Here is a 13,693-nt window from a genome sequence, read left to right as displayed (position 1 = left end):
TGCTCTTTGCCGTTTCTTGATCGAACATTGGCGTTCGAATAGGCGGCGCGCTACCGCTCGTTCACCGAATGTCCGTGCGCGGTCAACCGGCCGCTGGAAGAGTCCCGCGCATGGATATCCCTCACATGGGCGTACCGGCCAAGCTCGCCGAACGCATGAGCATGGCCGAGCAGCACGAGTACCTGCGGGCTCGCTTCTCCCGGCGGCGGATGCTGCGCGCCGGTGCCGTCACCGTCGGCGCGCTGGCGGTCGGCGGTGCGGTGGGCAGCGGCACCGCGTTCGCGGCGCCGGCCACGCCGCAGCTGCTGACCGGTACGACGGACGGCATCGACGGTGCGGTCGTCGCGCCGGTCGGGCGTCACCTGCAGTTCGGCCCGGAGCCGGACACCCAGTTCCGGATCTCGTGGCAGGTGCCGGTTCCGGTGAAGAAGCCGTTCCTGCGCTTCGGCAAGCACCCGTGGGAGCTCGGCCACAAGATCGAGGCCGAGGTCCGCGCCCTGCACACCCCCGCGCTCGTCCCCGGCGGCCAGCCGGTGGACCAGTACTACCTGCACGTGGCGCTGGAGGACCTGCACCCCGACACCACCTACTACTACGGTGTCGGCCACGAGGGCTTCGACCCGGCCTCGCAGCAGCAGATCTCCACCCTGAGCACCTTCCGCACCGCGCCCTCGCGCGACCACCGCTGGGGCAAGGCGTACGAGCCGTTCACCTTCACCGCCTTCGGCGACCAGGGTGTCAGCGACGACGCCAAGGCCAACGACAACGTCATCCTGGCCCAGAACCCGTCGTTCCACCTGCACGCGGGCGACATCTGCTACGCCGACCCGATGGGCTCCGGCACCGACCCGGACCGGGCCAGGTTCGACGCCAGGACGTGGGACGCGTTCCTGGTGCAGACCGAGTCGGTCGCCGCCAAGGTGCCGTGGATGGTCTCCTACGGCAACCACGACATGGAGGCCTGGTACTCGCACAACGGGTACGGCGGCGACAACACCCGCTTCTTCCTGCCGGACAACGGCCCGGACCCGCGCACCGTCCCGGGCGTCTACAGCTTCCGCTACAAGAACGTCGGCGTCATCTCGCTGGACGCCAACGACGTCTCCTACGAGATCCCGGTCAACCTGGGCATCTCGGCCGGCAAGCAGACCAAGTGGCTGGCCCGCACCCTCAAGGACTTCCGCAGCGACGAAACCATCGACTTCATCGTGGTCTTCTTCCACCACTGCGCCTTCTCCACCACCGTCGCGCACGCCTCCGAGGGCGGTGTCCGCGAGGCCTGGGTGCCGCTCTTCGAGAAGTACCGGGTGGACCTGGTCATCAACGGCCACAACCACATCTACGAGCGCACCGACGCGATCCTCGGCAACAAGGTCTCGAAGCAGGTGCCGAGCGGCGCCACCATCGAGCCCGCCAAGGACGGCGTGGTGTACGTGACGGCGGGTGCGGCCGGCCGCAGCCTCTACAAGTTCGACGTGCCGGACACCTACGAGGGGCACGAGAACCACCTCGACGAGGTGAAGACGTACTACTTCGGCAAGGGTCGGGTGAAGGTGCCCGAGACCATCCAGTGGTCGCGGGTCCGCTACACCGGCTACTCCTTCATCAAGGTCGACGTCACCCCGGGCCACCTGGGCCAGAAGTCGTCGATGAAGGTCACCGCGCTGACCGAGAAGGGCCAGCAGATCGACAACTACACGATCGTGCGGACGGTCGGCGAGGGCTGGGACTCGAACTCCGACGACGACGGCGAGGGCGGCGGCTGGGGCTGGTAACCCTCGACCGGCGTGACGGGCCCCGGCGTTGAGGAAACGTTCCCCTGCTGGGGGCAGGCCTCAGCGCCGGGGCCCGTACATGATGACGGCGACCCCGGCCAGGCAGATCAGCGCGCCGACCACGTCGTAGCGGGTCGGCCGGAAGCCGTCCACGGCGATGCCCCACAGCAGCGAGCCGGCCACGAACACCCCGCCGTACGCGGCGAGCACCCGGCCGAAGTGGCCGTCCGGCTGGAGCGCGGCGACGAACCCGTACCCGCCGAGCACCACCACGCCCACGCCGGCCAGCCACCACGGCCGTTGCTCGCGCATGCTCTGCCAGATCAGCCAGCAGCCGCCGATCTCGGCGAGCGCGGCGAGGGCGAACAGGGCGACGGAGCGGAGGACGGTCATGGTCGAGAGCGTAGGCGCTCAGGTCTGCCGGTACGTCGCGAGGAAGCGCCCGATCCGGTTGATCGCCGTCTCCAGGTCGTCGGCCCGCGGCAGGGTGACGAAGCGGAAGTGGTCCGGGCGCGGCCAGTTGAAGCCGGTGCCCTGGACGACGTGGATCTTCTCGCGGAGCAGCAGGTCCAGCACGAACTGCTCGTCGTCGACGATCCGGTGCACCGCCGGGTCGAGCTTGGCGAAGGCGTACAGCGCGCCCTTGGGCTTGACGCAGCTGACGCCGGGGATCTCGTTGAGCGCCTTGAAGGCGACGTCCCGCTGCTCGACGAGCCGGCCGCCGGGCAGCACGAGGTCGTTGATGGACTGGTGACCGCCGAGTGCGGCCTGGACGGCGTACTGCGCGGGCACGTTGGGGCACAGCCGCATGCCGGAGAGCATGGTCAGGCCCTCCAGGTAGTCGGACGCGTGCTGCTTGGGCCCGGAGACGACCAGCCAGCCGCTGCGGAAGCCGGCCACCCGGTAGGCCTTGGAGAGGCCGTTGAAGGTGAGGGTGAGCACGTCGTCGGCGAGCGCGGCCAGGCAGTGGTGCTCGGTGTCGTCGTAGAGGATCTTGTCGTAGATCTCGTCGGCCAGGACCATCAGGTGGTGCCGGCGGGCGAGGTCGAGGATGCCCTCCAGTAGTTCCTTCGGATAGACCGCGCCGGTGGGGTTGTTGGGGTTGATGACGACGATCGCCTTGGTGCGGGCGGTGATCTTGGCGGCGATGTCGTCGAGGTCCGGGTACCACTCGGCCTGCTCGTCGCAGAGGTAGTGGACGGCCTTGCCGCCGGCCAGCCGGACGACGGCCGTCCACAGCGGGTAGTCCGGCATCGGGATCAGCACCTCGTCGCCGTCGTCGACGAGCGCGGTGACGGCCATCTGGATCAGCTCGGAGACGCCGTTGCCGAGGTACACGTCGCCGACGCCGACGCCCTCGACCCCGCGCTGCTGGTAGTACTGCACCACCGCGCGCCGGGCCGGCAGGATGCCGCGCGAGTCGCTGTAGCCGTGCGCCTTGGGGAGGTTGCGGATGATGTCCTGGACGATCTCCTCCGGCGCCTCGAAGCCGAACGTCGCCGGGTTGCCGGTGTTCAGCCGCAGCACGCTGTGCCCGGCCTCCTCCAGCGCGTTGGCCTGGTCGACCACCGGGCCCCGGATCTCGTAGCACACGTCACTCAGCTTGCTGGACTGCCGAAACTCCATCTGCGGCCTCCCGACCGTCACCACCCGCTTGGTTGCTGCCACTTTGTTCTACCAAGTAAGGACTTGGAAAGTCCAACCTTTTGGCTATGCTGATCCACATGTCACGCCGAAGCTACGACCAGTACTGCGCCGTCGCCCGCGCCCTGGACGCGGTGGGGGAGCGCTGGAGCCTCCTGATCGTCCGTGAACTCCTGCGCGGCCCGCGCCGCTACACCGACCTGCACGCCGACCTGCCCGGCGTCTCCACCGACATCCTCGCCGCCCGGCTCAAGCAGCTGGAGAGCGACGGCCTGGTCCTGCGCCGGCGCCTCGAACGGCCGGCCAACGCCACCGTCTACGAGCTCACCGAGCGCGGCCGCGAACTGCGCCGGGTGATCGAGGCGCTGGGGGAGTGGGGGCTGCCCGCGCTCGGCGAGCAGCGGCCGACCGACGCCGTCCGGGAGCACTGGGTCACGTCCGCGCTGGTGGCGGACGCGGTGGACCAGGTGGCGGAGACGGCGGATGCGGCGGTCGTCGTGGGCTAGCCGGGCACAGGGGGGCGCTCGGTACGCAACGAGCGGTGGGGGCCGGGCCGTTCCGTGATCCGGGCACGCGTACGATCATCGGGCCACGGAGCAGTCGGAGGAGAGCGGAGAGAGCCCGTGCCCACCACGTACCGCAGTTACGTCGCCATCGGGGACTCCTTCACCGAGGGCATGTGCGACGACGTGCTGCCCGACGGCCAGTTCCGCGGCTGGGCCGACCGGGTCGCCTCCGCCCTCGCCGACGAGCTGACCGGCGAGCCCTCCGACGACGGCTTCCGGTACGCCAACCTCGCAGTCCGCGGCAAGCTCATCGGCCAGATCCACGACGAACAGCTCGCCGTCGCGGCCGGGATGGGCGCCGACCTCGTCACCCTCGCCGGTGGCCTCAACGACGTGCTGCGCCCCGGCTGCGACATCGCCGAGGTCGAGCGGCTGCTCGGTCGCTGCGCCACCGAACTGCGCGCCACGGGCGCCACCGTCGTCATGTTCACCAGCACCGACCCCACCCGCCGGCTCGCCGGCAGCGCCCGGCTGCTCCCCACCATCCTGCGGATGAAGTCCTTCGTGCACGAGCTCGGCCAGGACGACGGCATCGCCGTCGTCGATCTCTTCTCCGCGCCCTGCTTCGACGACCGACGGCTCTGGGCCGAGGACCGCCTTCACCTCTCGCCCGAAGGCCACCGCCGGGTCGCAGCCGCCGTCCTGGAAGCCCTCGGCCGCCCCGCCGCCTTCGACTGGCGCGCCCCGCTGCCGCCCGCCGCCCCGCGCGGCCGCGCCGAACGGCTCCGCGCCGACGCCCGCTGGCTCGGCACCCACCTCGGCCCGTGGATCGGCCGCCGCCTCACCGGCCGCTCCTCCGGCGACGGGCGGCCGCCCAAGCGGGCGGAGCTGCTGCCCTACCGCTGATCACGTCGCTTCGAGGACGAGGCTCGCCATCGGCGTGTGCATCGTCCAGCCGAGCGCGGTGTAGAGCTCACGGCCCGCCGGGCTGCCGACCAGGACGGCCTTCTCGGCTCCGGCCTCGCGCGCGGCGTGCTGGAGCGTGCGCATCACGACGCTGCCGAGCCCTCGGCGGCGGTGCTCGGGCGCCGTCACGATCTGGTCCGGCACGACGACCGCGCCGGCCAGGCCCGCCTGCCCGCGTGCGGCGAGGTGGCCGTCGTCGGTGCGAACCAGTGCGCGGACGACTCCGCCGCGGGTCCAGGTGGTCACGGTGTAGCCGGTCGGCGGCTCGGGCCGTTCCGTGTCGTTCAGCGGGAGGCTCATCAGGAAGCCCGGGATGTCCAGTCGCCACTCGGGCCCCAGCCAGGGGCGGACGGTGTCGGCCTCGGCGAACGCCTTCAGCCACGTGCCGGGTGCGGTCGTCGCCTCGGCGATCTTCCGCACGTCGCTCTCGACCGGCTCGGGCAGTACATGCCGCGCCACCTCGCCGGTCGGTGCCCCGACGTCGATGCTCCACCCCCACGGCTCGGGTGTGGGGTCGGCCGCGCCGCGCGAGACGACCCATCCTGAGATCCACTCCCGGACGAGCTCTCCGGTCTCCTGCATCGTCTACCCCCGTGCGTTCGTAATAGATGAACTGGCGCTGGACACCTTACAACCGGTGGCTGGTGCGTGGCCAGGGGCGCAGTAGGCTAAGGGTTTGATTCGCTGCGCTTCTGCCGGAAGGACCACAACTCGTGAGCGGCTCGCTCCCGACCGAACTCCGCTCCGACTGCACGAGCTGCTTCGGGCTCTGCTGCGTCGCCCTCCCGTTCGCGGCCGGCGCCGACTTCGCCGTCGAGAAGGCCGCGGGTACCCCGTGCCGGAACCTGCAGACCGACTTCACGTGCGGCATCCACGAGCGACTTCGGGACAAGGGCTTCCAGGGCTGCACCGTCTACGACTGCTTCGGCGCCGGACAGCGGGTCTCGCAGGTCGTCTACGGCGGGCGCAGCTGGCGGGACGAGCCGGGCAGCGCGCGGCAGATGTTCGACGTGTTCACGATCGTCCGGCAGCTGCACGAGCTGCTGTCGTACCTCACCGAGGCGCTGACCCTTGAACCGGCAGGGCCGTTGAACGCCGAGCTCGGGCAGGCCCTGGAGGAGACCGACCGGCTCGCCGGTGGCACCCCGGAGGAGATCCTGGCCGTCGACATCCCGGCCCACCGGCAGCGCGTCAGCGACCTGCTGCTGCGGGCGAGCGAACTCGTCCGCGCCGCTGTGCCCCGGCGTCGCGAGCACCGGGGGGCCGATCTGTTCGGGGCCCGCCTGCGGGGTGCCGACCTGCGCGGAGCCAACCTGCGCGGGGCGTTGCTCGTCGCCGCCGACCTGAGCGGTGCCGATCTGCGCCTCGCCGACCTCATCGGCGCGGACCTGCGCGATGCCAACCTAGCGGGCGCCGACCTGACGGACGCCCTGTTCCTCACCCAGGCTCAGCTCAACGCCGCCCGCGGCGACGCCGGCACCCGCCTACCGGCCGGCCTGGTCCGGCCCGCCCACTGGCCGGAGACGGTCGGCGCCCCCGTGGTCACCGTCCCGCGCAAGCCGCGTGGCGGGGCCAGGCCGCAGGGCAGCGGCGGCCGTTCCGGCCGGCCGCGCCGGCGGTAGGTCGGGGCGGGCACCAGTGCCCGCCCCGCTGCCGTTCACGGCTGGCGGTGGAGCGGGTCCTCGGGGACGACGGCGGCGATACGCACGGTCGGGGGCCACGGTGGTGCGGGGGCGTAGGCGTGCACCACGTTGACGGCTGGGCGGTCGGCCGCCGGGCTGCCCTCGATACGGGTGGAGTAGGCCTCGACCTCTTGCCCGCCTTCGGTGACCGTGCGGATGTGGCGGCCGAGCCGGGGCCGGTGTTCGAGTTCGGTGCGCAGCGCCTCCAGGGCCTCGGTGACGCCGAGTTCCTTGGCCCGCTGGGCGGCGCGGTCGGTGACGACCACGACCGCCGTGTCGCTGGGGTCGTCCCCGTCGCGCGGGTCGTTCACTCGGCGTCCTGCCGGGCCAGCAGGTCAGCCACGGCCTCGTTCACGGCGTCGGCCGCCTCGCGGTCGGCGGCGAGCAGCACCCGGCCCCGGTAGGCGGCGACGATCTCGGCGACCGCGACGAGGTCGACCACCGTGCCGACCTCCCCGACCTGGTCGAGCTGGTCGACCGGCACTCGGCGCAGCAGCTGCTCGGCGAGCTCGGCGTCCAGGCGCTCCGCGTCGCCGGGGTAGCCATGGCCTGCCCGCAGCGCGGCCCGCAATTCCTGCACCGTGTTCATCGGCGGCAGGTCCAGGTGGACCTCACCGTGCCCGTGTTCGGCGGGCTGGGCGGTCATTCCCACCAACCCCTTCTCCGTCGGCTTCCCCGGCGCCAGGCCGGGCCCTGTGCTCCTAACGGTAGCCGCCCGGCGCCGGTCCGTGGCCCCGCACCCGGCAACCCGCTGCGAGCGGGCCATCGGCGAGGAGTGGACCGCCTGACGCGCTATTGCTACGAGTCCTGTGCCAACGCCGATGCCTGGCCTGGCCTTGCGGGTGGGGTCAGGTTGTGAGCAGGCGGGCCCGCAGGGCGGCGATCTGGTCGCGGTCGACGCCGAGGGTGCCGGTGATGTAGCCCTCGACGGAGCCGTAGCGGGTGGCGAGGTCGGAGAGGGCGAGGCGGATGACGGTCTCGGGGGCGCGGCCGTAGCCGGGCCAGCGGAGGGTGCGGCCGGGGTGCGCGGCGTGCCATTCGGCGACGAAGTGCGGGGTGGCGAACTCGGTGAGGGCGAAGTCGGCGGCGATGTCGTCCTCGCAGACGCCGAGGAGGGTGAGGACGAGGGCGGCGATGAGGCCGGTGCGGTCCTTGCCGGAGGCACAGTGGAAGACGAGCGGTTCGTCGGCTGCGGTGATCACGTCCAGGACCTGGCGGATCTCCTTCACCCCGTCCTCGGCGACCTCGGCGAAGCGGTCGGCGAGGTAGCGCCAGGGGTCGAGGTCGGGGTCGATCTCGGCTTGGTCGTAAGGCCGGTGCTCGATGGAGAGGTTGTGGTAGTCGAGGCCGTCGAGGTCGGGCACCCGGCCCTTGGCCTCGATCTCCCAGGGGTAGCGCAGGTCGATCACGGTCCGGACGCGGAGGTCCCGGAGCCGGGCGATGTCGGCGGGGGAGGTGAGCTTGCCGAGCGAGTCGGAGCGGTAGAGCAGGCCCCGGCGCACGGTCCGTCCGCCGATGGCGGGGTAGCCGCCCAGATCGCGGAAGTTGTGCAGCCGGTCGAAGACGAGGTGACGTGTTGTCATCCCGGCACTCTAGCCAGGCCGGCATCCGACCACACCGAAAGCGGTGGACTCGGGTGGACTCTGACCTGGTAGCGGATCGCACCGAGGGCCGGCCGCACGGAATGCGGTCGGCCCTCGCTCAGGAGGAGGGAAATTCGTCGGCGCGGACGGCGTCGACGAAGGACTGCCAGGCGGTCGGGGTGAACCCGAGCGTGGGTCCGTCGGGGTCCTTGGAGTCGCGGACGAGTCGCCCGGGGCTGGCGGTGGCCACCTCGATGCAGTTCCCGCCGTTGTTGCCGCTGTAGCTGGACTTGCGCCACGAAGCATCAGCTTTGGTGGGGATCATGTTGAGAAGTCCTTCCCTGACGCTGCGGATCAGATCGGCGCTCTCGCGGGGAGACAGCGCCTCCGCTTGGAGCAGATCATAGGCCCGCTGCTTGCGTTGGACTTCCCTGGGATCTTCGATGAAGTGCCCCTGGTCCAGGCTTTCGGAGTAGACCCTGGTCCGGCCGTCAGGGGACGTGATCAGTGAAACGATGGTGTCGAACGGGACGCGTTCGCCGAGGCTGAACGGCGCGATCTGGATAACGACATTGGGCAGTCGACCCACCGCCAGGAGGTGGCCGAGCTGTTCGTACATCACTTCGGGGCCTCCGATCAGCAAGCGGATGGCGGCCTCGGAATGCACAACCATGAAGAGCGGGCCATCCGGAGCCGTGATCCGGTGCTGGCGCGCAAGTCGGGAAGCCACGCGCTCCTCGATTAGTTCGGGATTGCCCGCCGCATCACCTGATCCCAGCAGGACGCGCGCATAAGCTTCCGTCTGGAGCAGTCCCGAGATGTGAGCGACCTGGAATTCGCCGATGGTCGAAGCCTTGTCCTCATAGCCGGCGTAGCGCCGGAACCAGTCCGGGTGTTCCACCCGTGCGTACCAGTCGATCTCCTTCCAGAGATCCATCAACTGGCCGCCCGTCTCCAGCAGTCGGTCCGCGGCGAGGACGAAGTCCTCCTGCGGGTTGCGCGTGCCGGCCTCGATGCGGGAGATGTGGGGGCGGCTGCACGGGATGAGGATCGCGAGCTGACCTTGGGAGACACCCTTCGACTCCCGCAGGCGGCGCAGCACGGCGCCGAACACGGAGGCTGCGCTCGATCGCAGGTTCGGGTTCGTGGACTTCTTGCGGGTCAAGGCGCAGGCCCCCTGTGTCAGGACGTTCCCTGGAACCAGCTGATGTCTCGTCACCAGTAGCTGGATCACCGATGCTTCATCATGAAACTCATCGCGCAATCGCACTAGTGAGTGCACGAAGCGGTCTGTCCGCGCGCGGAAGTCCTTATGCATCAGAAAGTGGCGCAGTCATGCCCGAATCGCTTGACAGAACTCCCACCGACCAGCTTTGCGCGCTGCCGCGCCACCCCTCCTCGGCGGCGGCCGCCCGCATCGTGCTCAGGGGGTTCCTCTCCGAGCTCAAGGACGGTGAACACTACGCCTCCGACGGTGAGTTGATCGTCACCGAGCTGGTGGCGGCTGCCGTGCTGACGTCGCAGGCTCCCGAACACCACCTCATCGACGTGCTGTTCGAGCACTCGGCTCCCACCGGCCTCTGGATCGAGGTCACCGACACAGGGCTGTCCGGCCGCGATCGGCCGGACAGCCCGGTGTCGGGCATCGTGCGGGAGCTCTCCGCGTCCTGGGGCCGTGACCTCGACGGCGGCGGGCTGTGGGCCCACCTGGCTCCGCCTGGCTGACCCAGTCCGTCAGGCCGGGCGCGGGATGTAGGCCAGGCCGTGGGCGCCGGGTTCGGCGAGCTTGGGGATGTCGAGGCAGGCCAGGCGCTGCATCGTCTCCAGGTCGACGACGTCGACGGTGGACGAGACGACGTTCGAGACGTAGGCGAGCCGGCCGTCGGGGGAGGACGTGATGGTCAACGGAAAGAGTCCGACGTCGAGTTGGCCCAGCTGCTTGCGGGTGGCGGCGTCGAAGACCGTGAGCTGTCCGGGGGCCTGGCGGCCGAGGCGGGACTCCGGGTCGGGGGTCGTGCGCACCTCGCCCGCCAGCAGCTTGCCCGTCGAGGTCAGGTGCACGGGCATGATGACGTTGTCCGTCGGCAGGGTGTCGATGACGGACGCCGTCCGGCCGTCGATGACGCGGATCCCGGGGGGCGGCTGCTCGGTGTCGGCATAGGTGCTGTTGTAGGGGGATGCGACGAAGGCGGTGCCGTCGGCGGCGACGGCGAGCCCCTCGCTGCCCGGCACCTCGACCTTCGCGGTGAGGATGCCCCGGCCGAGGTCGACGACCGAGACGAACGGCGCCTCCTTGTTGGTGGCGTACCCGATCCGCCCCGCCGGGTCGATGGCGAACCAGTGCGGGCCGGGAGCGTCGGTGTCGATCCGGCCGATCGGGCGGCGGGTCCGGGTGTCGACCACCACGACGCCGCCGGGCCGGTCCGCCGAGCCCTCCACGCTCACGTAGAGGAGGCCGCGTGCCTCGTCGAGCGCCAGCCCGTGCGGGCCGTGCTCCGGGGCGAGGTCGACGACCTCGACGATGCGGCGGGTGTCCGGGTCGATGACGGTCAGCTCGGTGCGGCGGCCGCTGTTCGCGTGGTAGTAGCCGGCGTGGTACGAGGTGGTGCACCACAGCAGCCGCTGCGTCGGGTCGAAGCACAACTCGTGGGGCTCGGCGAGGATTTCGACCGAACCGACCTGCTGGTCGGAGGCGGCGTCGAAGAACGAGACCGTCGGGCCGCTCTGGCTGACGACGGCGAGGACGTCGCCTGCTCGGCCGGCACGGGGGGACTGCTGCACAGGGGCTCCTTGAGCGAAGAGTCGGGAGGCCGCGCGTGTTCCGCGGCGGACAACTCCACTCTCGGCGCCGGCACACCCCCGCGACAATGCAAGGATTGGCACGCAATAGTTGACGGAGATGGAAAAATAAAGGTCAGGGAGTACGAGTATGGACCTCAACCTGCTGCGCGTGCTGGACGCCCTGCTCCAGGAGAACAGCGTGACACGCGCCGCCGAGCGGCTCGGCTCCTCGCCCGCGGCGGTCAGCCGAACCCTGGCCCGGCTCCGCCGTGCCGTCGGAGACCCCCTGCTGGTGCGCGCCGGCCAGGGGATGGTCCCGACCCCGCGCGCCGTCGAACTCCGCGAGGAGGTGAGCGCGTTGCTGCGCGGCTGTGACAACGTCCTGCGGCCGGGCGCCGGTTTCGACGCAGTCCACCTCCAGCGCACCTTCACCGTGCAGGCCACCGACCTGCTCCTGGTGGGGCTGGCCGGCACCCTCACCGAGCGGATCCACGCCGAGGCGCCGCACGTGGACGTGGTCTTCCTGCCGGAGGCGATCGAGGGCGGCCCCGCGCTGCGGCAGGGGTGGGTGGACGTCGAACTCGGCGTCCTCGGGCACCTGGACCCCGAGATCCGGACCCGCCCGCTCGCCCGGGTGCCACTGGTCGGCGTCGCCCGCAGCGGCCACCCGCTCTTCGACCGGCGGATCGACGCCCGCGGCTTCGCCGCCGTCGACCACATCGGCATCTCCCGGCTCGGCAAGCGCCTCGGACCCATCGACGCCGCGCTCGCCGAGCACGGGCTGCGGCGCCGCATCGCGGTCGTCGTCCCCAGCCACACGAGCGCGATGATGCTGGCCCGGGACACCGACTTCGTCGCGCTGAGCCTGGCCGACTGGCTCCCCGACACCATCACCGCACTCGGGCTGCGCACCTTCCCCATCCCCCTCGACCTGCCCCCGCTCGACCTCGGCATGGCCTGGCACCCGCGCAACGCGGCCGACCCGGGCCACCGTTGGTTTCGCGATCGCCTCGCCGAAGCGGTCCAGACCACGTGGGGAGCCGCGGGGAACGGCGACTCCCGGGGCGGCGAGGCGCCGTAGCGGTGAGGACGGCTCAGGCGCTGCGGTCGGCCAGGACCTCGCGGACGACATGGCGGGCGTCGGTGGCGAGGCGCGGGTTGGTGTGGCGGTAGTACGGGATCACGACGAGCGCCATGGACAGGGCGCAGGCGCGGGCGCGCGCCCACATGGCGTCGTCGGCGTCGAGGGCGGCACGGAAGGCGGGGCGGGCGGAGGCCGGGAGGAGGGTCCAGGCGGCGATCAGGTCGACGGTGGGGTCGCCGACGCCCATCAGGCCGAAGTCGATGACCGCGCCGAGGTGGCCGGCGCCGGTGACGAGGAGGTTGCCCGGAGAGAGGTCGCCGTGCATCCAGGTGGGCGGGCCGGCGTAGTCGGGGAGGCGAAGTGCCTTGTCCCACAGGGCGGTTGCGGCCTCGGTGTCGATCGTCCCGGCGAGTCGGGCGAGGGCTGCCCGGGTGGCGCCGTCGCGGGCGGCGAGCGGGACGCCGCGGGAGGCGGACGGGCCGCCGGTGGGGTCGACGGAGCGCAGCGCGGTGATGAACCCGGCCAGGTCGCGGGCGAGTCGGTCAGGTGCGGCGAGCACGCCGACGGCCGGATTGACGCCGTCCAGCCAGCGGACCACCGACCACTCCCACGGGTAGCCGGCGGCGGGCCGGCCGAGCGCGATGGGTGCGGGGATCGGTTGCGGTAACCGCGGGGCGAGCCGCGGCAGCCAGTACTGCTCGCGCCCGACACCCTCCGCGGCCCAGCCGACCCTGGGGAGGCGGACGGCGAGGTCCGGGCCGAGGCGGAACATCGCGTTGTCCGTCCCGGTGGAGGCGACCGGCTGGACCGGCAGGCCGACCCACTGCGGGAACTGGGCGGAGAGCAACCGCCGCACCAGGGCCGCGTCGATGTCCGGTTCGTCGGGGTGCATCCGGGCGGCAGCGCACATGCCCGGCAGCGTACAGCGCCGTCCGGGCGGCTATCAGCAGGTTTCCCCAACTGCCGGAACTACTAGGCTGCGCAGATGATGATCACACGGGGGGCCAGGGCCGAGCAGGCCGGGCCGAGACCCGACGACCGGACGGACGTCGAGCGCCGGTTCCTGCGCGCCGGACTCGGCGCCCTGGCCGTCCTGGCACTTCTGGCCGCGATCGGCCAGTACAACGCGCGCTCCGGCGGCTTCCTCCTCCTGCGCGAATGGCTCGACCGACCACTGCTGTTCTTCACCCTCGCCCTGCCCTGCCTCCTCGCCGTGCTGTTCAACCTCCGCTGGTGGCTCTGGCTCCGCGTGGTGCTGGGCGTCTGCGTGATGCTGGCGGCGGCGCTCACGGTGCCGCTCTGGATCTTCCTGGACGACCCCGCCACCACCCACATCGAGACGGCACCCGGCCGGCCGGACCGCCGGCTCGTGGTCCAGGAACAGGGCTGGTCGCTCAACTCCGTGGAGTGGGTGTACGTCGACGAGGGCTCGGGCCTCACCGCCCGCCGCTGGGAGATCGCCTTCGTCGGCCGGCCGGGCACCTACGCCAAGGCCACGTGGGTCGGCCCGAACCGCATCCAGGTGTCCAGTGACGGCCCGGGCGGGATGGTCGACCTCGCCGACGACGGCCACCCGATGAACCCGCTCACCGAGGACTGACCCCGCCCGCAGCCGCCCGCCACGCCCGGCCGTCCCGGGTTCGACCGGGGGCCGTCGCCGGCACCTGCCAGA

The 13,693-nt window shown here is 71.4% G+C and carries 15 protein-coding genes and 1 pseudogene; 7 read left to right on the top strand and 9 right to left on the bottom strand.

The features are described from left to right. Positions 1 to 110 precede the first annotated feature (110 nt). The gene (locus tag F7Q99_RS04975; RefSeq protein WP_153460230.1) at positions 111 to 1,775 is read left to right on the top strand and encodes a purple acid phosphatase family protein; all 1,665 of its coding nucleotides are present in this window, start codon (positions 111 to 113) and stop codon (positions 1,773 to 1,775) included. Positions 1,776 to 1,835: 60 nt separating this feature from the next. Here the strand turns inward: F7Q99_RS04975 and F7Q99_RS04970 are convergent, their stop codons facing one another. Together F7Q99_RS04970 and F7Q99_RS04965 are read right to left on the bottom strand one after the other, a co-directional pair. Beyond that, entirely contained in the window at positions 1,836 to 2,168 is a 333-nt protein-coding gene (locus F7Q99_RS04970; RefSeq protein ID WP_153460229.1) for a YnfA family protein, read from the bottom strand. A gap of 18 nt (positions 2,169 to 2,186) precedes the next feature. Further along, positions 2,187 to 3,401, bottom strand: a complete 1,215-nt coding sequence (locus F7Q99_RS04965; RefSeq protein ID WP_153460228.1) for a pyridoxal phosphate-dependent aminotransferase — start codon at positions 3,399 to 3,401, stop codon at positions 2,187 to 2,189. Positions 3,402 to 3,499: 98 nt separating this feature from the next. Between F7Q99_RS04965 and F7Q99_RS04960 the strand changes: the two are divergent. Both F7Q99_RS04960 and F7Q99_RS04955 read left to right on the top strand, forming a co-directional pair. After that, positions 3,500 to 3,868 (top strand): annotated as a pseudogene (locus F7Q99_RS04960) (winged helix-turn-helix transcriptional regulator); the annotation flags it as partial. A gap of 174 nt (positions 3,869 to 4,042) precedes the next feature. Continuing rightward, positions 4,043 to 4,831: an SGNH/GDSL hydrolase family protein gene (locus F7Q99_RS04955; protein WP_407697744.1), complete on the top strand. Its 789-nt coding sequence runs from the start codon at positions 4,043 to 4,045 to the stop codon at positions 4,829 to 4,831. On the opposite strand, the gene F7Q99_RS04950 is transcribed toward F7Q99_RS04955, so the two are convergent. Then, entirely contained in the window at positions 4,832 to 5,473 is a 642-nt protein-coding gene (locus F7Q99_RS04950; protein ID WP_153460226.1) for a GNAT family N-acetyltransferase, read from the bottom strand. 131 nt (positions 5,474 to 5,604) lie between these two features. Here F7Q99_RS04950 and F7Q99_RS04945 point away from each other — a divergent pair, with 131 nt between their 5' ends. Then, positions 5,605 to 6,513, top strand: coding sequence for a pentapeptide repeat-containing protein (locus tag F7Q99_RS04945; protein WP_326846278.1), 909 nt, complete (start codon positions 5,605 to 5,607; stop codon positions 6,511 to 6,513). 35 nt (positions 6,514 to 6,548) lie between these two features. On the opposite strand, the gene F7Q99_RS04940 is transcribed toward F7Q99_RS04945, so the two are convergent. The 4 genes from F7Q99_RS04940 to F7Q99_RS04925 all read right to left on the bottom strand — a co-directional run bounded on the left by F7Q99_RS04940 (position 6,549) and on the right by F7Q99_RS04925 (position 9,321). Continuing rightward, complete coding sequence (locus F7Q99_RS04940; protein WP_153460224.1) at positions 6,549 to 6,884, bottom strand: hypothetical protein; 336 nt, start codon at positions 6,882 to 6,884, stop codon at positions 6,549 to 6,551. After that, entirely contained in the window at positions 6,881 to 7,219 is a 339-nt protein-coding gene (locus tag F7Q99_RS04935) for a hypothetical protein (protein WP_153460223.1), read from the bottom strand. Before F7Q99_RS04935 ends, F7Q99_RS04940 begins: the two co-directional genes overlap by 4 nt. Before the next feature lie 202 nt (positions 7,220 to 7,421). Next, positions 7,422 to 8,156: a tyrosine-protein phosphatase gene (locus F7Q99_RS04930; RefSeq protein ID WP_153460222.1), complete on the bottom strand. Its 735-nt coding sequence runs from the start codon at positions 8,154 to 8,156 to the stop codon at positions 7,422 to 7,424. Positions 8,157 to 8,274: 118 nt separating this feature from the next. Further along, on the bottom strand, positions 8,275 to 9,321 hold the full coding sequence (locus F7Q99_RS04925) for a Scr1 family TA system antitoxin-like transcriptional regulator (RefSeq protein ID WP_195910991.1): 1,047 nt from the start codon (positions 9,319 to 9,321) through the stop codon (positions 8,275 to 8,277). A 170-nt stretch (positions 9,322 to 9,491) separates the two neighbouring features. Between F7Q99_RS04925 and F7Q99_RS04920 the strand changes: the two genes are divergently transcribed. After that, on the top strand, positions 9,492 to 9,881 hold the full coding sequence (locus tag F7Q99_RS04920; protein ID WP_153460220.1) for an ATP-binding protein: 390 nt from the start codon (positions 9,492 to 9,494) through the stop codon (positions 9,879 to 9,881). Positions 9,882 to 9,890: 9 nt separating this feature from the next. Here F7Q99_RS04920 and F7Q99_RS04915 read toward each other — a convergent pair whose 3' ends face one another. Then, entirely contained in the window at positions 9,891 to 10,937 is a 1,047-nt protein-coding gene (locus tag F7Q99_RS04915) for a YncE family protein (RefSeq protein ID WP_230210157.1), read from the bottom strand. A gap of 148 nt (positions 10,938 to 11,085) precedes the next feature. Here F7Q99_RS04915 and F7Q99_RS04910 point away from each other — a divergent pair, with 148 nt between their 5' ends. Next, entirely contained in the window at positions 11,086 to 12,018 is a 933-nt protein-coding gene (locus tag F7Q99_RS04910; RefSeq protein WP_153460219.1) for a LysR family transcriptional regulator, read from the top strand. A 13-nt stretch (positions 12,019 to 12,031) separates the two neighbouring features. On the opposite strand, the gene F7Q99_RS04905 is transcribed toward F7Q99_RS04910, so the two are convergent. Next, entirely contained in the window at positions 12,032 to 12,931 is a 900-nt protein-coding gene (locus F7Q99_RS04905) for an aminoglycoside phosphotransferase family protein (RefSeq protein ID WP_230210156.1), read from the bottom strand. A 75-nt stretch (positions 12,932 to 13,006) separates the two neighbouring features. Between F7Q99_RS04905 and F7Q99_RS04900 the strand changes: the two genes are divergently transcribed. After that, positions 13,007 to 13,621, top strand: a complete 615-nt coding sequence (locus tag F7Q99_RS04900) for a hypothetical protein (RefSeq protein ID WP_153460218.1) — start codon at positions 13,007 to 13,009, stop codon at positions 13,619 to 13,621. Positions 13,622 to 13,693 lie beyond the last annotated feature (72 nt).

The organism is Streptomyces kaniharaensis, assembly GCF_009569385.1.
Classification (GTDB): domain Bacteria; phylum Actinomycetota; class Actinomycetes; order Streptomycetales; family Streptomycetaceae; genus Kitasatospora; species Kitasatospora kaniharaensis.
Note: the sequence above shows the minus strand (reverse complement) of the source record. Positions and strands in the feature narration are given on the sequence as shown.

What these genes read in the sequence shown, in the direction of transcription:
- F7Q99_RS04975 (WP_153460230.1), top strand. Translation starts at nt 111, where the DNA reads ATGGATATCCCTCACATGGGCGTACCGGCCAAGCTCGCCGAACGCATG.
- F7Q99_RS04950 (WP_153460226.1), bottom strand. Translation starts at nt 5,473, where the DNA reads ATGCAGGAGACCGGAGAGCTCGTCCGGGAGTGGATCTCAGGATGGGTC.
- F7Q99_RS04920 (WP_153460220.1), top strand. Translation starts at nt 9,492, where the DNA reads ATGCCCGAATCGCTTGACAGAACTCCCACCGACCAGCTTTGCGCGCTG.
- F7Q99_RS04905 (WP_230210156.1), bottom strand. Translation starts at nt 12,931, where the DNA reads ATGTGCGCTGCCGCCCGGATGCACCCCGACGAACCGGACATCGACGCG.
- F7Q99_RS04935 (WP_153460223.1), bottom strand. Translation starts at nt 7,219, where the DNA reads ATGACCGCCCAGCCCGCCGAACACGGGCACGGTGAGGTCCACCTGGAC.
- F7Q99_RS04965 (WP_153460228.1), bottom strand. Translation starts at nt 3,401, where the DNA reads ATGGAGTTTCGGCAGTCCAGCAAGCTGAGTGACGTGTGCTACGAGATC.
- F7Q99_RS04930 (WP_153460222.1), bottom strand. Translation starts at nt 8,156, where the DNA reads ATGACAACACGTCACCTCGTCTTCGACCGGCTGCACAACTTCCGCGAT.
- F7Q99_RS04970 (WP_153460229.1), bottom strand. Translation starts at nt 2,168, where the DNA reads ATGACCGTCCTCCGCTCCGTCGCCCTGTTCGCCCTCGCCGCGCTCGCC.
- F7Q99_RS04910 (WP_153460219.1), top strand. Translation starts at nt 11,086, where the DNA reads ATGGACCTCAACCTGCTGCGCGTGCTGGACGCCCTGCTCCAGGAGAAC.
- F7Q99_RS04900 (WP_153460218.1), top strand. Translation starts at nt 13,007, where the DNA reads ATGATGATCACACGGGGGGCCAGGGCCGAGCAGGCCGGGCCGAGACCC.